The following is a 21,209-nucleotide window of genomic DNA, read 5'->3' as shown; positions in this document are numbered from 1 at the left end:
ATCTTCGTTAGGGTGTCCTAAGGCAGGACCCCGCCCCGCGGGCGCACCCCCGCCTGCCGCGCGACCTTGTCCATCTCCGTCGAGTCCACCCCTGCCACCGCGCGCCGGCGCGGCGCGCCGCTCTCCACGTCCACCGCGCGGTGGATCGGGCTGGCCGTGGGGATCGTCGCCCTGGTGGCGTGCATGGCCGCGTCGCTGGCGATCGGGTCGCTCCGCATCCCGCTGAGCGACGTCATCGACGCGTTCACCGACCGGCAGGACACCGACGCGCACACGATCGTGCGCGACCTGCGCGTGCCCCGGACGTTCCTCGGGCTCCTCGTCGGGGTCGGCCTCGGGACCGCCGGCGCGCTCATGCAGGGCCTCACGCGCAACCCGCTGGCCGAGCCGGGCATCCTCGGCGTCAACGCGGGCGCGTCGCTCGCGGTCGTGCTCGCGATCCTCGTGCTCGGCATCACCACGCCGTCGGCGTACGTCTGGTTCGCGCTGGCCGGCGCCGGGCTCACGTGGGCCGCGGTCTACGCGCTCGGCACGTCGGGCCGGCAGGGCGCGTCGCCCACCACGCTCGCGCTCGCGGGCGCCGTGATGGCGGCGCTGCTCGTCGCGCTCACCAGCGCGGTGCTCACGTTCGACTCGCAGACGCTCGCGCAGTTCCGCTACTGGAACGTCGGCTCGATCGCCGGCCGCCAGACCGAGGTCGTGTGGACGATCGCCCCGTTCATCCTCGTCGGCTTCGCGATCGCGCTGCTCGCCGGCCGTTGGCTCAACGCGCTGGCGCTGGGCGACGACGTGGCGAAGGCGCTCGGCCAGCGCCTCGGCCTGGTCCGCGGCGGCATCGCGCTCGCGTTCATCCTGCTCGCCGGCGCGGCCGTCGCGGCCGCCGGCCCGATCCTCTTCGTCGGCCTCGCCGTGCCGCACATGGCCCGCGCGCTGGTCGGCAGCGACTACCGCTGGATCATCCCGTTCAGCGGCCTGCTCGGCGCGCTGTTCCTGCTCGCCGGGGACGTGCTCGGCCGTGTGCTGACGTCGCCTGCCGAGCTTGAGGTCGGCGTCGTCACCGCCGCGCTCGGCGCCCCGTTCTTCGTCTGGCTCGTCCGCCGCCGCAACCTCCCGCAGCTGTGAGCGCCCTCCCCGCCCGCCGACTCACCCTCCGCACCGGCGCGTTCTCCACGCGCGTGGCGGTCCGCACCGTCGCGGTCACGGTCGTGCTCGTCGTTCTCGTGATCGCGCTGCTCACCGCGCACGTCGCGCTCGGCGAGACGAAGATCCCGGCGCTCGACGTGCTGAAGACGCTCGTCGGCGCGGGCGACCCGGGCACCGACTTCATCATCAACGAGCTGCGCCTCCCGCGCGCGCTGGTGGCCGTCCTCGCCGGCGCGGCGCTCGGCATCGCGGGGGCGATCTTCCAGGACGTCTCGCGCAACCCGCTCGTGTCGCCGGACATCATCGGCATCACCGGCGGCGCATCGCTGGCGGCGGTCTCGGCGATCGTGTTCACGAGCTGGGGCGGCGTCCTCACGCTCCCCGCCGTGGCCCTCGCCGGCGGCCTGCTCACCGGCGCGCTGCTCTACGCGCTGGCCTGGCGCGGCGGTGTGCAGGGCTACCGGCTCGTGCTAATCGGGATCGGCGTCGCCGCGGCGCTCAACGCGGGCGTCTCGTACGTCCTGACCAAGGGCGAGATCATCAACGTCAACGAGGCGTGGATCTGGCTCGTCGGCTCGCTCAACGGCCGCACCTGGGACCACGTCTGGCCGATGGTCGGCGCGCTCGTCGTGCTCCTGCCGGCCGCGATCCTGCTCGGCCGCCAGCTGGAGGCGCTGAAGCTCGGCGACGAGCTCGCGCTCGGGCTCGGCGTGCGCGTCGAGCGCTCCCGCCTCGCGCTGCTGGCGATCGCCATCGCGCTCACGTCCGTCTCGGTCGCCGCGACCGGCTCGCTCGTCTTCGTCGCGTTCGTCGCCGCGCACATCGGCCGCCGCCTCGTGCCCGGCGTGTCGGCCACCGGGACGCTCGCGCTCGCCGCGCTGTGCGGCGCGCTGATCGTCCTCGGCGCGGACCTCGCCGGCCGCGAGCTGTTCGGCTCGACCGACCTCCCGGCCGGCCTGCTCACCGCGACGCTCGCCGCTCCCTACTTCCTCTACCTGCTGAAACGCCCGCTAAGGAGATGACCCCCACCATGACCCGACGCCCGCTCTGGGCCGCGTGGCTCGCCGCGCTGCTCGTGTGCGCCACGATGCTGCTCGCCGCGTGCGGCGACGACGAGGACTCCGGCACGTCCGCCGACGCCGGCGCCGAGACGACCGCCACCGAGAGCTCGGACGCGGCCGCCTTCCCGGTCACGATCAAGCACAAGTTCGGCGAGACGAAGATCGAGAAGGCGCCCGAGCGCGTCGTCGTCGTCGGCTACACCGAGCAGGACACGGTCCTCGCCCTCGGCGTCAAGCCGGTCGGCGTGCGCGAGTTCCTCGCCGGCTACGACTGGAACGCCCGGCCGTGGGCGCAGCAGTTCACCAAGGGCGAGAAGCTGCCGACCGTCGGCGGCGAGGAGATCGACTTCGAGAAGGTCGCGGCCAAGCAGCCCGACCTCATCATCGCGATCAACACCGGCATGGACGAGAGCGCCTACAAGACGCTCTCGAAGATCGCCCCGACCCTCGCGCAGACCGACAAGTACATCGACTTCGGCGTGCCGTGGCAGGAGCAGACGAAGGTGATCGGGCAGGCGCTCGGCCGCACCGAGCAGGCCGAGAAGGTCATCGCCGACACCGAGGCCGTGTTCCAGAAGGTCGAGCAGGAGCACCCGGGCATCGTGGGCAAGGACGCGATCCTCGCCTACGGCTCGACCGCCGCCAACTACGGCGCCTACGCCTCCAGCGACTACCGCTCGCGGTTCTTCGAGGACCTTGGCCTGAAGACCCCGCGCGAGATCGACAAGCTCGCGGGCGAGAGCTTCTACGTCGACTTCTCGTCCGAGCAGATCCGGCTGATGGACCAGGACGTCGTGATCTTCTTCGGTGCGAAGGACGACGCGGTCAAGAACGCGGCCTTCAAGCGGCTCGACGCCGTCAAGGAGGACCGGGTGATCTACCTCGACCTCACCGACCAGCTCGCGGGCGCGCTCGGCTTCGGCTCGGGCCCGTCGCTGGCCTACGCGGCGGAGCACTTCGCGCCGCTCCTCGACGCGGCCCTCGACGAGGACCCTGCCACGAAGATCGAGCAGCCGGAGTAGCTCAGCCGATCGTCAGCCAGCGCCGCGGGTTCTCGACGGTGATCGCACGCACGTGCGGCTCGTCGAGCCCGTCGGCGCGCAGCGCCGGGAGGAACACCTCCGCCAGGTAGGCGTAGCCGCGCCCGCCGCGCGAGGCCAGCTCCGTCATCTGCCCCACGTCCTGCGAGAGCAGGACGTGGGCGGCGAAGCCCGCCTCGACCAGCTCGAGCACCAGCCGCCGGACGCGCGCCTCGTGGTCGCCGAGCTCCAGGCCGACGTTGTCGATCGAGACGTACCCGCCCCAGCGCGCCACCTCGAGGCAGTACGCGAGGTCCGGCCACGTGTCGCAGTGGCCGATCGAGACGCGGGCCGGGTCGACGCCCTCCTCGTCGAAGATCCGCATCTGCTGGCGCCCCGCGCCGTGGTGGAGCGTGTGGGTCGCCAGCGGCAGCCCGGTCGCCACCTGCGCCCGCGCCGCCGCGCGGTGCACGCGCTCCTCCAGCGGCGTGACCCAGCCCTGCGACGCGCCGATCTCGCCGATCAGCCCCGGCTTGACGGCGGTTCCGTCCAGCCCGCCCTCGATCTCGGCGACGAGCGCGGCCGCGACGTCGGCCGTCGAGCGCCGGGCCAGGTCGTCGCCCGGCGGGTAGAACGGCTCGGTGTAGTAGCCGGAGCCGAGCACGACGTGCAGCCCGACCCGGTCGGCCATCGCCGCCAGCGCCTCGGGCCGCCGGCCCGCGCCGCCCGGCGTCTGGTCGACCAGGCACGAGCCGCCCGCCGCGACGAACGCGCCGAGCTCCTGGGCCAGCAGGTCGTCGTCGGCGAGCTGCCCGACGTGCGTCGCGCCGTCCGTCGACCACAGGTCGAGGTAGACGTGCTCGTGCGGGAGCGTGAACCCGAGCGCGTCCGGCGCGACCGGGCCGGTGACCGTCTGGACGAAGCCCGTGGCGGCCACCGTCAGACCGCGGCCTTCATCCGGCGCGCCGGGTCGGGGTGCGGGTGCGCGGCGAGCAGCGCGCGCGTGTACTCGTGCTGCGGGGCCTCGAACACCGCGGCAGTCTCGCCCAGCTCGACGATCCGCCCCTTCTCCATCACCGCGACGCGGTCGGCGATCTCCGCGATGACGGCGAGCTGGTGCGCGACGAAGACGATGGCGACGCCCAGCTCGGCGCGCAGGTCGACGAACAGCCGCAGGAGCTGCGCCTGCACCGACACGTCGAGCGCGCTCACCGCCTCGTCGGCGATGATGACCTCCGGCCCGACCGCGAGCGCCCGCGCGATCGCGACGCGTTGGCGCTGGCCGCCGGACAGCTCGCGCGGCTTGCGGGCCGCGAAGGTCGGCGACAGGTGCACGCGGTCGAGCAGCGCGGCGACGAACGCCTCGCCGTCCTCCGCGCCCGGCCGCCGGTGCACGCGCCCGGCCTCCAGCAGCGCGTCGCCGACCGACATCCGCGGGTTGAGCGACGCGTACGGATCCTGGAACACCATCTGCATCCGGCGGCGCAGCTCGCGCAGCTCCGCCCCCGACGCCGCGAGCATGTCCGCGCCGCCGAGCCGCACGGTGCCGGCGTCGGGCTCGACCAGCCGGATGAGGCACCGGGCGAGCGTCGTCTTGCCCGAGCCCGACCCGCCGGCCAGCCCGAGGATCTCGCCGCGGCGCAGCGTGAAGGACACGTCGTCGACGGCCCGGTGGACGGTCGGCTCGACGCGCGTGAGCCGCTCGGTGAGCGTCTGCCGCAGGCCGAAGTCCTTCGTGATCCCGGCGACCTCGAGCACCGCCTCGGTCGCGGTCATGCGTGCACCGCCTCGCGGGACGCGAACGGCAGCACCTTGCACGCCGCGGACTGCGCGGGCCCGACCGGGACGAGCGCGGGCTGGCGCGCCGAGCACTCGGGCAGCGCGAACGCGCACCGCGGCGCGAACACGCAGCCCGGCAGCTCCTCGCCCAGCTCGGGCGGCCGTCCGGGGATGCCCTCCCGCGGCAGCTCCGAGCGCGAGCGCGTCGCCGCCGTCAGCTCGGGCACCGACTGCAGCAGCGCCCGCGTGTAGGGATGCTGCGCGTCGCGGTAGATCCGCTCGACCGGCCCGCTCTCGACGACGTGCCCGCCGTACATCACGGCCACGCGATCGCACACCTGCGCGATCACGCCGAAGTCGTGCGAGACCAGCAGGATCGCCATCCCCAGCTCCTCCCGCATCTCCAGCAGCAGCTCCAGGATCTGCGCCTGCGTCGTGACGTCGAGCGCGGTCGTCGGCTCGTCGGCGATCAGCAGCCGCGGGCGGCTGGCGGTCGCGAGCGCGATCATCACGCGCTGGCGCATGCCGCCGCTCAGCTCGTGCGGGTAGACGAGCAGCCGCCGCGCCGGGTCCGGGATGCCCACCCGCTCCAGCAGCGCGACCGCCTCGTCGCGCGCCTCCGCCTTGCTCATCCCCCGGTTCTTGCGCAGTGTCTCCATCAGCTGGTCGCCGATCCGGTAGACCGGGTTCAGCGAGCTGAACGGGTCCTGGTAGATCATCCCGACGTCGCAGGCGCGCAGCGACCGCAGGTCGCGGGGCGCCAGCGCGAGCACGTCGCGGTCGTCGAAGCGGACGCTCCCCTCCGCGACCCGCCCGGGCGGCGGCACGAGCCGCATCACCGAGCGGCACGTCAGCGACTTGCCCGAGCCGGACTCGCCGACCAGCCCCAGGATCTCGCCGGGCGCGATCTGCAGCGACACGTCGCGGACCGCGCGCCGCGGCTCCTCGTCCGTGCCGAAGTCGATGCTCAGCCCGGCGATCTCCAGCAGCGCGCTCATGCCCGCCCGCCCTTCAGCAGCTTGCCGTCCGAGAGCCCGTCGCCGATCAGCCCGACGCCCACGCCGAACGCGACGAGGACGAGGCCGGGCAGCGTCGCCACCCACCACGCGTCGAGCAGGTTCGCCTGCCCCTGCGCGATCACCGAGCCGAGCTCCGCGTCGGGCGGCTGGGCGCCGAGGCCCAGGTACGAGAGCGAGGCCAGCAGCATGAGGTTCACCACCAGGTCGACCGTCGAGTAGATGAGCGACGTGCGCACCAGGTTCGGGATCGCGTGCCGGAAGATCGCCCGGCGCCGCGTGTAGCCCAGCGCGGTCGTCGCGAGCATGAACGGCTGCTCGCGCAGCACGAGCATCTCCGAGCGCGCAAGCCGCGCGTACAGCGCCCAGCCCACGATCGGCACCCCGATCAGGACGCCCTTCACGCCCGGCCCGGTGATCGCGACGATCGCGATCACGAGGACGATGAACGGGAACGCGAGCATGATGTCCACGAGCCGCGAGATCACCGCGTCGACCCAGCCGCCGAAGTACGCGGCGGCCGCACCCGCGACGACGCCGATCGGCAGCGCCACGTAGGTCACGAAGAAGACGATCGCCAGGTCGACGCGCAGGCCGTACAGCGTGCGGCTGAACACGTCGCGGCCGCTGTCGTCGGTGCCGAACAGGTGGTCGGCGGACGGCTCCGCGAGCACCTGGCTGAAGTCCAGCTCGTTCTGGTCGTACGGCGCGATGAGCGGCGCGAGGAGCGCCGCGAGCGTCAGGATGCCCACGATCCCCACGCCGATCTTCACGGTGAGCGGCTGGCCCTTGAGCACCCGCCACCGCCGGCCCTTGCGCTCCTCCCGCGCGCCGCTCTGCGGCACCGCCGCCACGGCGCTCATCGCCGCACCAGCCGGACGCGCGGGTCGACGTACGCCTGCAGCAGGTCGGTGGCGAGGCTGATGAGCACCACCGCCGAGCCGGCCAGCAGCGCCAGGCCCTGCACCAGCTCGTAGTCGCGCCGCTGCACCGACTGGAGCAGCAGCGAGCCGAGCCCGGGGATCTGGAACACGGCCTCGACGACGACGGTGCCGCCGATCAGGAAGCCGAGGTTCACCGACAGCACGGTCAGCGCGGGCATGATCGCGTTGCGCAGCGCGTGCTTGACGATCACCCGCCGCTCGCTCAGGCCGCGCGACCGCGCGGCCTCGACGTACTCGGTCTGCAGCACCTCGAGCAGGCTCGACCGCAGCGTCCGCACGACGATCGTGGCGAGCGCCAGGCCGAGCGTGAGCGCCGGCAGCGTGAGCGTGCGGAGCACGCCCCCGACGCCCGACTCATAGCCGGACACCGGGAACCACTCCAGCCCGAGGCCGAAGATCAGCGCGAGCATCAGCCCGAGCCAGAACGCCGGCATCGCGAACGCGAACGTCGTGAGCAGGCGGATGCCGTGGTCGACGATGCCGTTCGGGCGGACCGCCGCGGCGATCGCCAGCGGCACGCCGACGACGAGCGACACGACGAACCCGTACGCGATCAGGAGCAGGCTCGGGGTGACCCGCTGCCCGACCAGCTCGCCCACCGGCGCGTTCTGGGTCAGCGAGTACCCGAGGTCCCCCGTCGCAGCGTTGGACACGAAGGTCCAGAACTGCGCGGGGAGCGAGTCGTCGAGACCCAGCTGCTCGCGGGCCGTGGCGATCGACTCCGCGGTGGCACGCGTTCCCAGCGTCGTCTGGACCGGGTCACCGGGGACGAGGTGGATCAGCAGGAACGTGGACACCGCGAGGCCGAACAGCACGACGAGCGCGAGCAGCAGCCGGTGGACGAAGTAGCCGAGCATCGGGCTCCGCCTACTGGCCGCCGGCCCCGGCCGCGATCCAGGTGTCCTCGAGGTGGTCGGCGCCGAGCGCGTTGATCGACGTGCCGCAGACGTCCTTGCCGTGGACGTTCACGTACGGGACGTTCATCACGTTGACCACCGGCGTCTCCTCGAGCATCGCCTTCTGGATCTCGGGCCAGAGCTTCGCCCGCTCCGCCTCGTCCGGCGTGGTCGTGAACGTCGCGACCTGCTCGCCGATCTCGCCGCTGTCCCAGTGCGTGAAGAAGTTGTCGATGTCCGGGGAGTTGGCGACGAAGGTCGCGTACTCGTCCGGCACCACCACGTCGCTGGTGAACTGCGCGTACGGGAACGTCATGTCGTAGTCGCTCTTGTTGAAGCGGTCGGTGACCTCGGCCGCCTCCTGCTCGACGAGCTTGACCTCGATGCCGATGGCGCCCAGCTGCTGCTGGATCAGCAGGCCGAGCTGCTTGTAGTAGTCGTAGCCCGCCGGGTACTGGAGCGTCGTCTGGAACCCGTCCGGGAAGCCGGACGCCGCCATCAGCTCCTTCGCCTTGTTGACGTCGTGCGCGTAGGGCGGGACCTGGTCGGCCGGCGCGTCGTACTTGAGCGCGGGCAGGATGCTGTTCGGGATCGTCCCGACGCCGCGGAAGATGCCCTGGTTGATCTCCTCGCGGTCGAGCGCGTGCTGGATCGCCTGGCGCACGTTCTTGTCCGCCAGCTCCTTGCGCTCGTGGTTGAGCCACATGCCGACGAAGAGCGGCACCTCGGCCTTCTGCAGCGCGAGGCTGCCGTCGCCGTTGAGCGCGTTGATCTGCGAGAACGGCACGCCGTCGGCGATCTGCGCCTGGCCGTTCTTGACGGCGAGCATGCGCGAGTTCGAGTCCGACGCGAAGTTGAACCGGATCTCGTCGAGGTAGGGCTTGCCGTCCTCCCAGTAGTTCGGGTTGCGCTCGAACGTCACGTGCGAGCCGCGGACGAGCTCCTTGACCATGTACGGCCCAGTGCCGAACGGCTTCTTGAAGAACGCCTCTGCGTCCTTCTCGACCTCGTCCTTGGGGACGATGAAGGCCGGGAAGATCGAGATGTTGTAGAGGAAGGACGCGACCGGCTCCTTCAGCTTCACCTCGACCGTGCGGTCGTCGATCACCTTCGACGAGCCGTAGCCGCCGGCCACGACGCTCATCACCTGGTTGATCTTGGGGTCGCCGAAGCGGTCGAGCGTGAACTTGACGTCCTCGGCGGTGACCGGGTCGCCGTCGGCGAACTCGATCCCGTCGCGGATCGTGAACGTGTAGGTCTTGCCGTCCTCGGAGACGTCCCACTTCTCCGCGACGGCCCCGACCAGGTCCTGCGTCTTGCCGGTCGGGTCCGAGCGGACGAGGCCCTGGTAGACGAGCTCGGTGGCGAAGATGTCGCCGTTGCCGTTGCGCAGCGTGATCGGATCGAGCGACTGCGTCTCGGCCTGGCGCGAGTAGACGAGCGTCCCGCCCTTGACCGGCTCGCCCGTGCAGTTCTCCGCCGTGCCGCCCGCGCCGATCTGCTCGACCGCGGCCGTGGCGCCGCCACCACCGCCGTCGCCGTCGGATCCCCCGCACGCGCTCAGCCCGAGCGCCGCGCAGAGGATGCCGGCCGTCAGCCATCTACTGCTCCGCATACGTCTCTCCTTGTGCCTGCGCGACCGACAGCCGGTCGAGCTCCTGTTCGGCGAGCGCGACCTGGCGCTCGCGTGTGACCCGCTGCGGGTCGAGCAAGGCGTGCAGGCTCAACCCGTCGATCAGCGCCAACAGGCGCTCCGCGAGGTCGGCCGGATCGCCCGGCACGACCTCCCCTGCTGCCTGCCCATCTGCGATGAGGGCCGCGAGCCGGTCCACCAGCAGCGGCCCGCGCCGCCACGTGTGCTCGTCCTCGCTCGGCCCCTGCCGGATGGAGCGGCTCCAGTAGTTCATGAGGAACCGCGTCTCCTGCTCGCGCTCGTCGTCGAGCGGCAGGTTGTCCATGACGAGCTCTCGAAGGGCCGCAAGACCCGTCAGCCCTTCGAGCTTCTCGTCCCAGCGATCCTCGATCCGCTCCAGCGCGAGCCGGAGGGCGGACGCGAGGATGTCGTCCTTGTCGACGAAGTAGTGCGCCAGGACGCCCGACGACCAGCCGGTCTCCTTGGCGAGGGAGCGGATCGTGGCCCGTTCCAGGCCGTCGCGGGCGATCACCCGCCACACGGCGGCGAGGAGCTCCTCGCGCCGCTGCTCGTGGTCGACGTTCTTGGGCATCGGCGGGTTCTACGCCTCCGCGGCGGCCGGCTGCCGCGTCGGGGTGGTGGCCAGGAAGCGCAGCGCCTCGTCGAGGTCGCGGGCGCCCGCGTCGGAGCCCAGGCCGCGCATGTTCAGGGCGCCCGTCGCGGCACCGAGCATGCACGCCTCGTCGAGCCGCCAGCCGGCGGCGCGCGCGACGATCGTGCCCGCGCAGAACGCGTCCCCGCAGCCGGTCGTGTCGACCACCGGCGCGGCGAACGCGGGCAGGCGCCGCTCCCCGTCCGCGTCGATGAGGAGCGCGCCGTCGCCGCCGCACTTGACGACGACGGCGCCTCCGCCGCCCGCGGTGAGCTCGTACAGGACCCGGCCGGCGGCGAGCACGTCGCGCTCCCCGGTGATGGCCGTGGCCTCGCCGTCGTTTGGCATGAAGAGGTCCAGGTGCGGCAGGCAGACGCGCAGGAGGTCGAGCAGGTCGTCGCGCTTGGCCCCGAGGCAGTCGGCGGTCGTGGTGATGCCGGCGGCGCGAGCCCTGCGGAGCACCTCCGCGCACGGCTCGCCGTCGAGCGCCGGCAGCGCGCCGATGCCGCCCAGGTGCAGGACGTCGCACGTGGCGATCGCGTCCCAGTCCAGGTCGGCGGCCGAGAACGTCATGTTCGCGCCCGGGACGTGGAACGCCGGACGGCTGCCGTCGGGGTGGATCGGCAGCATCGTCGCCGAGGTCTGGACGCCGTCGGCGCGGCGCACGATGCCGGTCGTGTCGACGCGCTCCTGCTCGAGCATGCGCAGCAGGAAGTCGCCGACGTGGTCGCTGCCGATCGCGCCCATCGCGAGCACCTCGGCGCCGAGCCGGGCCAGGTCGACGGCCGTGCCGCCGCCAGTGCCGGCGGCGGTCATCCGGATCTCGTCGAGGATCAGCGCCTGCTGGCCGACCGGCAGCTCGGAGACCGGGCGCCCGAGGACGTCGACGATGTAGATGCCCACGCACGCGACACGGGGGCGCGACGCGCGGATGGCGTCCAGGGCGGCGGGGGTCGCGGCGACGGTCATGCCGCCTCCACCGCGCCGTAGTTCAGCGCGCGGCTCTGCGCGACGACCGCGTCGAGCTGCTCGGCGTCGAGCAGCTTCGGGGTGCCCATCACGCTCGCGTGCCAGGCGACCGACGCCAGCCACTCCAGGTGCCGCGCCTGCTCCAGCGCGGACGCGAGCGTGCGGCCGGTGGCGATCGCGCCGTGGTTGGCCATCAGCGCGGCGGTGCGGCCCTCGAGCGCGCGGCCGACCGTCTCGGCGAGGTCGGTGGAGCCGAACGTCGCGTAGGGCGCGACCCGCACCGGGCCGCCGAACGTCGTCGTCACGTAGTGGATCGGCGGCAGCTCCTCGACCAGCGTCGACAGCACCGTGGCGAAGTGCGAGTGCGTGTGGACGACCGCGCGGGCGTCGGGCACGGCCGCGTAGGCGACGCGGTGCAGCGTGGTCTCCGACGACGCGACCGAGTCGCGGTCGTGGTCCGCGTGGGTCTCGCCGTCCGCCAGCGCGACGCACACGCAGTCGGCCGGATCGATCGCGGCCAGGCGGGCGCTGCGCGGGGTGATGAGGACGTGGTCGTCCTTGCGCACGCTCAGGTTGCCGGACGAGCCGACGACCAGGCCGCTCGTGGCGACCTCGGCCGCGGCCGCGCACAGCGCCTCGCGGTCCTCGCGGGTGAACGGATCGGCCATCGGACCCATGCCTCGCTCAGCCGCCGAACTCGGCCTTGACGGCCGCGAACGCGATGTCGGTCCCGTCCAGCGCGCGGTCGATCGTCGCCTCGTCGTGCGCGGTCGAGACGAACCAGTTGTGGACCGGGTGCAGGTAGACGCCGTTGCGGGCGCAGTGGCTCGACCACAGCGCCGCCTTCTCCCACTCGGGGTCGTCGGCGAAGCTGAGGAACGGAAGCGACGGCGGGCCGGTGACGGTGACCGTCAGGCCGTGCGCGGTGGCCTGCTCGCGCAGCCCCTCCTGCAGGCGCCGGCCGGACGCGGCCATGGTCGCGATGCCGCCGGAGGCCTCGAGCTCGTCGAGCGTCGCCATCGCCGCGACCATCGGCGCGGCGGCCATCCAGAACGAGCCGGTGGCGAAGACGCGCGTGGCGGCCTCGCGCAGCGGCTCGGCGCCCATCAGCGCGGCGAGCGCGTGGCCGTTGGCCAGCGACTTGCTCCACGCGCTGAGGTCCGGGCGGACGCCGAGCGCCTCCCAGCTGCCGCGGGTGTCGAGCCGCAGCCCGCAGCGGACGTCGTCGACGATCAGCGCGGCGCCGATCCGGTCGCACAGCGCGCGGACGCCGCGGGCGAACTCCGGCGTCGGGTCCTCCAGGTCGCGGAAGACGTCGTGGCGGATCGGCGTGACGATGATCGCCGCGACGTCGTCGCCCGCGAGGGAGATCGCCGACTCGACGGAGGCGAGGTCGTTGTACTCGAAGAAGATCGTGTTCGCGTGGTCCTGCGGCGTGAAGCCGGCCGAGTCCGCGCCGAGCGACCAGCCGCCGATGCCGTGGTAGGAGCCGCGCGCCATGAGGACCTTGGTGCGCCCCGTGGCGGCCCGCGCGACGACGAGCCCGAGCTGCGTGACGTCGTTGCCGTTCTTGGCGAACATCACCCAGTCGGCGTGCGCGACGTTGTCGACCAGGCGCTCGGCCAGGTCGACCATCACCGGCGCCGGGCCGTTGAACACGTCGCCGCCGTCGAGCGCCGCCTTCGCCGCCGCGTCGACCTTCGGGTGGGCGTGCCCGAGCAGGATCGGGCCGAACGAGCACATGAGGTCGACGTACTCGTTGCCGTCGACGTCCCAGATCCGCGCGCCCTCGCCGCGCGCCCAGAACTGCGGGTAGCCGGCGGGCAGGCGGTTCACGCTCAGGTGGCCGTAGACGCCGCCTGGAACGACCTTGGTGGCCCGCTCGCGCAGGCCGGCGTCGACCCTCCCGTGCGGGGCTGTGGGAACTGCGCTCATGCTCCTCCTCGTCCGCCTGCCGGGGGCTCCGGCCGACTTGGCCGGGTTTTATTCCAGACGTCCGAAATAAAGTCAACACCGGGGTGCGCAGGTTCCGACCGGCGGTCGAACGGCCTCCGCCCGTCGGGCGGCTCCGCATGTGCGAAAGCGCCGCAGCCCCGGGGAGCTGCGGCGCGTTCGAGGTGGCGCGTCGGCGGTCGCCGCGCCGGGTGCGTGGCGAGGAGGTCTACGCCGCGCGGCGGGCGGGCTCGGCGACGGACGCCGCCGGGATGGCGTGGTTGCCGCGGAAGAGGCCGGTCGGGTCGTACTGGGCCTTCGCGCGGCGCAGGCGCTCCCACGTCTGGTCGTCGAAGAAGCCGCGGGCGTCGGCGGGGCGCTCGACGAAGTTCGGGTAGTCGCCCGCGCGGCGCGGGAGCATCGCCTGCTCCAGCGCGTCGACCGAGGCGCGGACGGCCGCCATCGCGTCCGCGTCGGGCGCGACGCCGAGCCCCATGACGCAGACCTCCCCGGGAAGCGTGGCGCGGGCGCCGGCGCCCGGCTGCACGCGGCCGAGCGCGCCGCCCATGTGGCGGAGCTGGACGAGGTCGAGCGCCGCGCCGCTGCCCGGGCCGGCGACCGCGAGCAGCGCGTCGACGGCCTCGTCCGGGAAGTCGGTCACGAGCTGGTGGCCGAGGTGGAATGGGAGCGGCTCGGGCGGATCCATCGCCAGGTCGCCGAGCACGGCCGGCGGCTGAACGGCGAACGTGTCCATCACCGGGCCGAGCGCGCGGATCGGGGCCAGCAGCTCCCGGCCCTCGGCCTCGTCGCCCAGGTGCGCGGCCTGGAGGATCGCGAACGACTGGCCGCGGACCTCCTCGGGCACGAACGGCGCGGGCGGGAAGTGCGCGAGCGAGATCCACGTCATCAGCTCGTCGGGGTACGTGGCGAGGCTGCGCGCCCACGTGCGGACGACGTCCTCGGAGCGCGCGTAGGGGAAGAACATCGCGCCCGCGTACAGCTCGGCGACCGGGTAGACGGCGAACTCGACGGCGGTGACGATGCCGAAGTTGCCGTTGCCGCCGCGCAGGCCCCAGAACAGCTCGCGTTCGTGGAACTGGTCGGTGCGGACGTGGCGGCCGTCGGCGAGGACGATCTCGATCGCCGTGACGCTGCCTGACTGCATGCCGTGCTTGCGGGCCAGCCAGCCGATCCCGCCGCCGAGCGAGTAGCCGGTGACGCCGACGTCGGGCGAGGAGCCGTGCAGCGCCGCGAGGCCCAGCTCGGACAGCTGCGACGTCACGCGCTCCCACTTGACGCCCGCGCCGACGCGCACGCGCCGCCGGCCCGGGTCGATCTCGACGTCCTGCAGGTGGCGCACGTCGATCAGCACGGCGTCCTCGAGGGAGCCGTAGGCGCCGACGTTGTGGCCGGTCGCGGTCGCGGCGACGTGGAGGCCGCGGGCGCGGGCGCCGTTGACGGCGGCGACCACGTCGGCGACCGAGCGCGGGTACACGATCTCGTGCGCGCGGACGTCGATCGTGAGGTTGAAGGAGAAGGCGGAGGCGGGGGAGCTGTGGGACATGGGGCGATGCTCCGCGCCCGGCGCACCCCCGGGCATCAGGGATGTGACCCTGATGGGCGCGAGCTGGGGCCCCGGGGTCCGGCGTGTCCCGTTTTCCGCGGGGTCAGGGGTCGCCGTCGCGCGGCCCGTGCCCGCGCAGCGAACCGGCGTGCGCCTTGGCCGTCGGATCGCGCTTGGTCTTCATCAGGCTGGCGACGGTGGTGACCGTCAGGACGACCGCGATCACCAGCAGCGAGAGGTTCGTGGAGACTTCGGGGACGGACGTGTCGACGTCGGTGTGGAGCCAGTGCAGGACGAGCTTCGCGCCGATGAAGGCGAGGATGATCGACAGGCCCGTGGAGAGGAACACGAGGCGGTCGAGCAGCCCGGAGACGAGGAAGTAGAGCGCGCGCAGGCCGAGCAGCGCGAACGCGTTGGCGGCGAAGACGATGTACGGCTCGTCGGTGACGCCGTAGACCGCGGGGATCGAGTCGAGCGCGAAGAGGATGTCGGTCGTCCCGATGGCCACCAGGGCGAGCGCGAGCGGCGTGTAGACGCGGCGGCCGTCGAGGCGGATCGAGAGCTTGCCCTCGTGGTAGTCGTCGGTCAGCGGGAGGAAGCGCCGCGCGAGCATGACGACGCGGTTGTCCTCGATCGACGGATCCTCGTCGCGGTGCTTGAACAGCTGGATCGCCGTGAAGACGAGCAGCAGCCCGAAGACGAGGAACATGAACGAGAACGCGTCGAGCAGCGCGGCGCCGAGCGCGATGAAGATCGCCCGCAGGACCAGCGCGCCGATGATCCCGAACGTCAGGATGCGCTGCTGGTGCTGGGCGGGCACCGCGAACGTGCTCATGATGATCACGAACACGAAGAGGTTGTCGACCGACAGGCTCTTCTCGACGATGTAGCCGGCGAAGTACTGGCCCCCGAGGTCCCAGCCCTCGCGCAGGCCGAAGACGATCCCGAACGCGATCGCGACGCCGACGTAGAACACCGACCACGCGGTCGCCTCGCGGAAGCCGACCGCGTGCGGGCGGCGGCCGGACACCGTCAGGTCGAGCGCCAGCAGCGCGACGATGAGGCCGATCGTGATGGCCCAGCCGGCGGCGGTCACCTCGAGCATCGGGCACACCATGCCGGAAAGGCGCGCGCATCACGCCGCCGGACGCGATCATCCGGCGCGATGACCGACCACTCCGAGTTCGCGGCGCAGGTCGCGGCCGCGCGCCTGCAGGACCCGACGCCCACCTTCCGCAACCTCAGCGCCGCCACCGGCGTGCCGGTGGCGGACCTGACCCACTACGCCCTCGTGAAGTTCGTCAGCTCGGGGAGCGAGGCGATCCTCGCGTGCGGCCCCGACCCGCTCGCCGACCTGGTCGCCGCGCGCGACGCGGAGGACTGGGAGCGGGTCGGGGGCATCATCGACTGGATCGCGGCGGGCCGCTAGCAGCCGCCTCCGCCTCCGCCGTCACCGCCACCGCAACCGCCGCCGCCGTCACCGCCGAACCCGCCGCCGCCCCCGGAGAAGAAGTGCGACCCCGAGGACGCGCCCGCGCCGCCGCCGCGCCCGAGCCGGTTGGCCCTCCGGGTGGACGCCACGGCAGCGAGCAACACCGAGCCGAACGACGCCACCATGATGACGAACGAGAACACAACCCATGCCATGACTGCCCCCTCTCGTGGAGGAATCGAAGGTCGCGGAAGGGTGAGGCACGCAGGCCTCGTTGTCCAGAGGAGGGACCTAAAAGTTCCCTGAAGACGCGCGGCGGGCGTCAGCGGCCCGCGCGGCAGCGGCCCTCGCGGGTGAGGAGCCAGATGAGGTAGAGCCCGCCCGCGACGCCGGTGACGACGCCGACGGGCAGCTCGACCGAGCCGAACAGCCGCTGCGCCACGTAGTCGGAGGCGAGCAGGAGGACCGCGCCCATCAGCGCCGCGCAGGCGACGCCGGGGCCGGTGGCGCGCGTCAGGCGGCGGGCGATCTGGGGCGCGGCGAGCGCGACGAAGGCGATCGGGCCGGCGGAGGCGGTCGCGACGGCGCACAGGGCGACCGCGACGAGGATCAGCGCGCCGCGGGAGCGCTCGACCGCGACGCCGAGGCCGCGGGCCGTGTCGTCGCCCAGCTCGAGCAGCAGCAGCGGCCGCGCGAGGAGCGCGACCGCGGGGAGCAGGATCGCGAGCGCCGCGCCGACGGGCCGCACGTGCTCCCACCCACGGCCGTTGAGCGAGCCCGTCAGCCACAGCTGCGCGTTCGCCGCCTCGTCGAGCGCCGCGCGCGTGAGCAGGTAGTTCGTGATCCCCACGAGGATCGCGTTGACGCCGATCCCGACCAGGATCAGCCGGTAGCCCGACACGCCGCCGCCGCGGAACGCGAGCAGGTAGACGATCAGCGCGGTCGTCAGCCCGCCCGCCAGCGCTGCGCCGGCGATCGCGTACGCGGTCCCGGCGAACACGACGATCTGCAGCACCGCCGCGGCCGACGCGCCCTGGAGGAAGCCGATGATGTCCGGTGAGCCGAGCGGGTTGCGCGTCAGCGACTGGAAGATCGCGCCCGACGCGCCGAGGGCGGCGCCGACGAGCAGGCCGGTCAGCGCGCGCGGCAGCCGCAGCGTCTCGACGACGAACTGCGTGGCCGCGTCGCCGCCGCCCAGCAGCGCCGCGATCACGTCGCCGGGCGGGATCGAGAACTCGCCCGTCCCGATCGACAGGACGAGCAGCGCGAACGCGAGCACGGCGAGCGCGGCGCCCACGACGACGCTCCGCGGCGCGACGCGGAGGGCGAACGGCGGGAGCCGCACGGCGCGGCGGCGGGCGACGCCCTGGCTCACAGCTGCGCGATCCTTCGCCGCCGCACGATCGCGACGAACACGCCGCCGCCCAGCACCGCGCTCACCGTCCCGACCGCCAGCTCCCCCGGCCGCGCCGCGACGCGCCCGAGCACGTCCGCGCCGAGCAGCAGCGTCGGCGCGATCAGCGCGCTGTACGGCAGCACCCACCGCTGGTCCGGACCGGTGATCGCGCGCGCGAGGTGCGGCACGGCGAGCCCGACGAAGACGATCGGCCCGGCGGCCGCCGTGGCGGCGCCGCACAGCAGGGTCACCGCGACCGCTCCCGCGATCCGCGTCCGCGCCGGCCGCGCGCCCAACGAGCGCGCCGCCTCGTCGCCGAGGCCCAGCGCGTTGAGCGGCCGCCCGAGCGCGAGCGCCAGCACGAGCCCGGCGACGATGAACGGCGCCATCTGCGCGTTGAGCGACGCCTCGTGGCCGGCGAGCGCCCCGACCTGCCAGAAGCGGTACTCCTGCAGCACGTCGCGGTCGACGAGGATCATCGCCTCCACGTACGCGATCAGCGCGAACGTCAGCGCGGTCCCCGCCAGCGCGAGCCGCACCGGCGTCGCGCCCCCGCGGCCCGCGGAGCCGATCCCGTAGACGACGACCGCCGCGAGCCCGGCGCCGGCGAACGCGAACCAGACGTAGGTGAGCGGCGCCGTCGTCCCCAGCACGACGGTCGCCGTCACCACCGCCGCCGCGGCGCCGGCGTTCACCCCGAGCAGGCCCGGGTCGGCCAGCGGGTTGCGCGTCAGCGCCTGCATCAGCGCGCCCGCCACGCCCAGTGCCGCCCCGACCAGCAGCCCGAGGACCGTCCGCGGGATGCGCAGGTCGTGCACGATCACCGCGTCCTCGGAGCCGTCCGGCGACCAGACCAGGTCCCAGACGCGGTCGAGCGCGATCGACTTCGCGCCGACCGCGACGCTCAGCAGCGTGACGAGCGCGAGCGCCGCCAGGACGACCAGCAGCCCGGCGGCGCGGCGGCTCACCCTTCGACGATCTTCCGCGGCGCCTCGCCCTTGACCGCGGCGGCGAGCTGCGGCGTGAGGTGCTCGGCGACGTACTGCAGCGACGGCGGCGTCATGAAGTACGCGGCGCCCGCGAGCGTGCCGTCGGTGAACACGGCGCGGTTCTCCCTGACGGCCTCGAGCTTCCCGAACGTCGGCACCTTCTCGAGCGCCGGGATGTCCTTCGCGCTCTCGGTCGCGAACACGATCACGTCCGCGTCGATGACGCTCAGCTTCTCGGCGGACACGGCCTGCTGCTCACCGGGCCGCGGCGACTTGAGCTTCGGGTTGATCGTGAAGCCGAGGTACTCGAGGAACTCGGTGTTCAGGCCCTGCGGGTAGACGTAGAGGAGTCCGTCGTAGAACGCGTTCTGCGCGAACGTGACGGTCTTGCCCTGGAACTCGGGGTGCTCGGCGGCGACCTTCGCGAACGCCGCCTTCGTGTCCTCGACGAGCTTCTGGCCCTCGGCCTCCTTGCCCAGGCCCTTCGCGATCTGGAGCACCTGCTCGTCCCACTGCGAGAAGTAGTCGGTGGCGCCCTTGACCGGGCCGATGACCGGCGCGAGCGCGGAGAGCTTCTCGTAGTCGCCCTTCTTCAGCCCGGCGTTGGTGCCGACGATGAGGTCGGGCCGCAGCGACGCGATCTTCTCGTAGTCGAAGCCGTCGGTCGTCTTCAGCACGGTCGGCTTGGCGTCGCCGAGCAGCTCCTTCGCCCACGGCCACACGGCGTACGGCTGCTCGCCGTACCACTCGGTGACGGCGATCGGCTCGTAGCCGAGCGCGAGGATCGTGTCCTGCTCGGTGAGCCCGACGGAGACGATCCGCTGCGGCTCCTTCTCGACGGTCGTCGTGCCGAACTTGTGCTCGACGGTGGCGGGGAACTGGGCCTCGGCCGCCGCGGCGGTCGTCTCGGCGGCGGGCGCGGCCGCGGCCGCGTCGGAGGAGTCGGAGCTGCTGTCGTCGTCGCCGCAGGCGCCCAGGAGCAGGGCGGCGAGGAGCAGCAGGATGGTGATCGGAGCACGGCGCATGGTTTAGGGAACCCTAACCAACACCGCGGCGCACGCGCGCTCTCGGAGGACCGTCAGCCGCCTCCCAGCGAACACCCAGATTCCGGACCGATAGTGAGCGCATGACGCTCTCCCGCACGCTCGCCACCGCCCTGACGACCCTCGCTCTCACCGGCGCCGCGTCGCTCGGCGCCGCCACCGTCGCCCACGCGGCCGACGGCCACCACCGCGGCCCGCACCGCCCCGCCGCCGCGGCGCCCGGCCGCCACCTGCAGGCGACCGTGGTGCGGACCGTCGCGGTGACCGCGCGCGGCGCTACGCCGACGACGGCGTAGCGGCGGCCGGCGCGGCGCCCGGATCTGCCGGCGCGCTCTCGGGGCGCACCCGCAGCAGCATCACCGCGGCCACCGTCCCGGCCAGCGAGACGCCCGCCAGCGTGAGCCAGCCCGCCTGGAACGCGTCGCGCGCCGCCTCCGGTGAGCCCGGCGTGCCGAGGATCGCGACGAAGATCGCGACGCCCAGCGCGAGGCCGACCTGCCGCAGCATGTTCACCACCGCCGAACCCGTCGCGAACGCCTGGGGCGGGAGCGAGCCGGCGGCGGTCGCCATCACCGTCGGCAGCGTGAGACCGACGCCGACGCCCGTCAGCAGCATCCCGCCGAGCACGCTCCCCACGTAGTCGGGCGTCACCGACGCGGCCGCCGCCCACCACGCGAGGCCGGCGGCGAACGACGTCGTCCCCGCCGCGACGACCGGCGCCGGGCCGAACCGCGCGATCAGCCGCCCGGCCACCACCGCGAACACCGGCACCAGGAGCGGGCCGGGCGCGATGGCCAGGCCGGTCCGCAGCGCCGACCAGCCCCACACGTCCTGCGTCCACAGGACCCCGGAGAGGAGCATCGCGCCGAAGCCGATCGAGAAGAGCGTCATCACCACCGACGCGCCCGTGTAGCCCGGCGCGCGGAAGAGCGACGGCTCCACCAGCGGGCTGCGCGCGTGCACGCAGTGCAGCGCGAACGCGGCGAGCGCCAGCGCCGACGCGACGAGCACGGCCACGGTCGCGAGCGAGCCCCAGCCCCACGCACCGCCCTCGACGAGCGCGAGCGTCACGCCTGCGACGCCGCCGGTCAGCAGTACGGCACCGAGCGTGTCCGGGCGCGGGACCGGGTGCCCGGGCACGTGCGGGAGCCGCCGCCAGCCGACGTACAGCGCCGCGAGGCCGATCGGCACGTTGACGAGGAAGACCCACCGCCAGCTCGCCTCCACCAGCACCCCGCCGACGACCGGCCCGAGCGCGGCCGCCAGCCCGCCGACCGCCGTCCACGCCCGCACCGAGGCCTGCCGCTTCTCGGGCGGCGCGGTGGCGAGGATCAGGCCGAGCGACGTCGGCGTCAGCAGCGCCGCGCCGGCGGCCTGGACGAGCCGGAACGCGACGAGCATCTCGACGCTCGTCGCCGCCGCGCACGCCGCGGACGCCACCGTGAAGATCGCCAGGCCGAGGAGGAAGCCCGCCTCGCGCGCCCGCCGCTCGGCCAGCCGGCCGAACAGCACGAGCAGCGCCGCGTAGACGATCGCGTAGCCGTTGAGCACCCACGAGAGCGGCCCGAGCTCGGTGTCGAGATCGCGCGCGAGGTCGGGCAGCGCGACGTTGACGATGAAGAGGTCGAGGCTCGCCAGGACGACGGCGGCGGTGACGATCGCGAGCACCGCGCCGGGGGTGGCGTCGCGGCGGCGCAGCTGACTTAGGGCTTGCATAGCCAGCGCACCGTATCATCCTGGC

General features: G+C 73.3%; 22 protein-coding genes. 5 read left to right on the top strand and 17 right to left on the bottom strand.

The genetic code is table 11. The features are described from left to right. Positions 1-66: 66 nt before the first annotated feature. Genes AC1UE5_RS23005 through AC1UE5_RS22995 form a run of 3 tightly spaced genes read left to right on the top strand, consistent with a single transcriptional unit; the run spans position 67 to position 3,226 of the window. Positions 67-1,122, top strand: a complete 1,056-nt coding sequence (locus tag AC1UE5_RS23005; RefSeq protein ID WP_482927998.1) for a FecCD family ABC transporter permease — start codon at positions 67-69, stop codon at positions 1,120-1,122. Beyond that, on the top strand, positions 1,119-2,165 hold the full coding sequence (locus AC1UE5_RS23000) for a FecCD family ABC transporter permease (protein WP_482927996.1): 1,047 nt from the start codon (positions 1,119-1,121) through the stop codon (positions 2,163-2,165). The genes AC1UE5_RS23005 and AC1UE5_RS23000 overlap by 4 nt, the downstream gene beginning before the upstream one ends. 8 nt (positions 2,166-2,173) lie before the next feature. After that, on the top strand, positions 2,174-3,226 hold the full coding sequence (locus AC1UE5_RS22995; RefSeq protein ID WP_482927994.1) for an iron-siderophore ABC transporter substrate-binding protein: 1,053 nt from the start codon (positions 2,174-2,176) through the stop codon (positions 3,224-3,226). Between the two features lies 1 nt (position 3,227). On the opposite strand, the gene AC1UE5_RS22990 is transcribed toward AC1UE5_RS22995, so the two are convergent. The 12 genes from AC1UE5_RS22990 to AC1UE5_RS22935 form a co-directional block, all read right to left on the bottom strand. After that, positions 3,228-4,160, bottom strand: coding sequence for a phosphotriesterase family protein (locus tag AC1UE5_RS22990; protein ID WP_482927992.1), 933 nt, complete (start codon positions 4,158-4,160; stop codon positions 3,228-3,230). Positions 4,161-4,162: 2 nt separating this feature from the next. After that, on the bottom strand, positions 4,163-4,999 hold the full coding sequence (locus AC1UE5_RS22985; RefSeq protein WP_482927990.1) for an ATP-binding cassette domain-containing protein: 837 nt from the start codon (positions 4,997-4,999) through the stop codon (positions 4,163-4,165). Then, positions 4,996-6,000 (bottom strand): ABC transporter ATP-binding protein, encoded by a 1,005-nt coding sequence (locus tag AC1UE5_RS22980; RefSeq protein WP_482927988.1) that lies wholly within the window; start codon positions 5,998-6,000, stop codon positions 4,996-4,998. The genes AC1UE5_RS22985 and AC1UE5_RS22980 overlap by 4 nt, the downstream gene beginning before the upstream one ends. Beyond that, positions 5,997-6,881: an ABC transporter permease gene (locus AC1UE5_RS22975; protein WP_482927986.1), complete on the bottom strand. Its 885-nt coding sequence runs from the start codon at positions 6,879-6,881 to the stop codon at positions 5,997-5,999. The genes AC1UE5_RS22980 and AC1UE5_RS22975 overlap by 4 nt, the downstream gene beginning before the upstream one ends. Beyond that, on the bottom strand, positions 6,878-7,819 hold the full coding sequence (locus tag AC1UE5_RS22970; RefSeq protein ID WP_482927984.1) for an ABC transporter permease: 942 nt from the start codon (positions 7,817-7,819) through the stop codon (positions 6,878-6,880). Before AC1UE5_RS22970 ends, AC1UE5_RS22975 begins: the two co-directional genes overlap by 4 nt. Before the next feature lie 10 nt (positions 7,820-7,829). Continuing rightward, positions 7,830-9,473: an ABC transporter substrate-binding protein gene (locus tag AC1UE5_RS22965; RefSeq protein WP_482927982.1), complete on the bottom strand. Its 1,644-nt coding sequence runs from the start codon at positions 9,471-9,473 to the stop codon at positions 7,830-7,832. Beyond that, positions 9,460-10,083 carry a TetR/AcrR family transcriptional regulator gene (locus AC1UE5_RS22960; RefSeq protein ID WP_482927980.1) on the bottom strand — a complete coding sequence of 208 codons (624 nt, stop codon included), beginning with the start codon at positions 10,081-10,083 and terminating at the stop codon, positions 9,460-9,462. The genes AC1UE5_RS22965 and AC1UE5_RS22960 overlap by 14 nt, the downstream gene beginning before the upstream one ends. Before the next feature lie 9 nt (positions 10,084-10,092). Next, positions 10,093-11,112: a carbohydrate kinase family protein gene (locus AC1UE5_RS22955; protein ID WP_482927978.1), complete on the bottom strand. Its 1,020-nt coding sequence runs from the start codon at positions 11,110-11,112 to the stop codon at positions 10,093-10,095. Beyond that, positions 11,109-11,780, bottom strand: coding sequence for a class II aldolase/adducin family protein (locus tag AC1UE5_RS22950; protein ID WP_482927976.1), 672 nt, complete (start codon positions 11,778-11,780; stop codon positions 11,109-11,111). The genes AC1UE5_RS22955 and AC1UE5_RS22950 overlap by 4 nt, the downstream gene beginning before the upstream one ends. A gap of 16 nt (positions 11,781-11,796) precedes the next feature. Beyond that, positions 11,797-13,047, bottom strand: coding sequence for an aminotransferase class III-fold pyridoxal phosphate-dependent enzyme (locus AC1UE5_RS22945; RefSeq protein ID WP_482927974.1), 1,251 nt, complete (start codon positions 13,045-13,047; stop codon positions 11,797-11,799). A 226-nt stretch (positions 13,048-13,273) separates the two neighbouring features. Beyond that, a complete protein-coding gene (locus AC1UE5_RS22940; protein ID WP_482927972.1) occupies positions 13,274-14,608 on the bottom strand; it encodes an FAD-binding oxidoreductase in 1,335 nt (444 codons plus the stop codon). Positions 14,609-14,711: 103 nt separating this feature from the next. Continuing rightward, a complete protein-coding gene (locus AC1UE5_RS22935) occupies positions 14,712-15,713 on the bottom strand; it encodes a TerC family protein (RefSeq protein ID WP_482927970.1) in 1,002 nt (333 codons plus the stop codon). 60 nt (positions 15,714-15,773) lie between these two features. On the opposite strand from AC1UE5_RS22935, the gene AC1UE5_RS22930 reads away from it, so the two are divergent. Further along, complete coding sequence (locus AC1UE5_RS22930; RefSeq protein WP_482927968.1) at positions 15,774-16,037, top strand: DUF6027 family protein; 264 nt, start codon at positions 15,774-15,776, stop codon at positions 16,035-16,037. Here the strand turns inward: AC1UE5_RS22930 and AC1UE5_RS22925 are convergent. The 4 genes from AC1UE5_RS22925 to AC1UE5_RS22910 form a co-directional block, all read right to left on the bottom strand. Beyond that, positions 16,034-16,255 (bottom strand): hypothetical protein, encoded by a 222-nt coding sequence (locus tag AC1UE5_RS22925; protein ID WP_482927966.1) that lies wholly within the window; start codon positions 16,253-16,255, stop codon positions 16,034-16,036. The genes AC1UE5_RS22930 and AC1UE5_RS22925 overlap by 4 nt on opposite strands. A 107-nt stretch (positions 16,256-16,362) precedes the next feature. After that, entirely contained in the window at positions 16,363-17,415 is a 1,053-nt protein-coding gene (locus tag AC1UE5_RS22920; protein ID WP_482927964.1) for a FecCD family ABC transporter permease, read from the bottom strand. After that, positions 17,412-18,404 carry a FecCD family ABC transporter permease gene (locus AC1UE5_RS22915; RefSeq protein ID WP_482927962.1) on the bottom strand — a complete coding sequence of 331 codons (993 nt, stop codon included), beginning with the start codon at positions 18,402-18,404 and terminating at the stop codon, positions 17,412-17,414. Before AC1UE5_RS22915 ends, AC1UE5_RS22920 begins: the two co-directional genes overlap by 4 nt. Beyond that, on the bottom strand, positions 18,401-19,450 hold the full coding sequence (locus tag AC1UE5_RS22910) for an iron-siderophore ABC transporter substrate-binding protein (protein WP_482927960.1): 1,050 nt from the start codon (positions 19,448-19,450) through the stop codon (positions 18,401-18,403). The genes AC1UE5_RS22915 and AC1UE5_RS22910 overlap by 4 nt, the downstream gene beginning before the upstream one ends. A 101-nt stretch (positions 19,451-19,551) precedes the next feature. Between AC1UE5_RS22910 and AC1UE5_RS22905 the strand changes: the two genes are divergently transcribed. Beyond that, positions 19,552-19,764 carry a hypothetical protein gene (locus tag AC1UE5_RS22905; protein WP_482927958.1) on the top strand — a complete coding sequence of 71 codons (213 nt, stop codon included), beginning with the start codon at positions 19,552-19,554 and terminating at the stop codon, positions 19,762-19,764. Here AC1UE5_RS22905 and AC1UE5_RS22900 read toward each other — a convergent pair. Further along, positions 19,745-21,184 (bottom strand): MFS transporter, encoded by a 1,440-nt coding sequence (locus tag AC1UE5_RS22900; RefSeq protein ID WP_482927956.1) that lies wholly within the window; start codon positions 21,182-21,184, stop codon positions 19,745-19,747. The two genes, AC1UE5_RS22905 and AC1UE5_RS22900, sit on opposite strands and share 20 nt — an antisense overlap. Between the last annotated feature and the right edge of the window lie 25 nt (positions 21,185-21,209).

Source organism: Parviterribacter multiflagellatus (assembly GCF_056863265.1).
The sequence above is the reverse complement of the archived record's forward strand: the minus strand, read 5'-3'. Positions and strand labels throughout refer to the sequence as shown.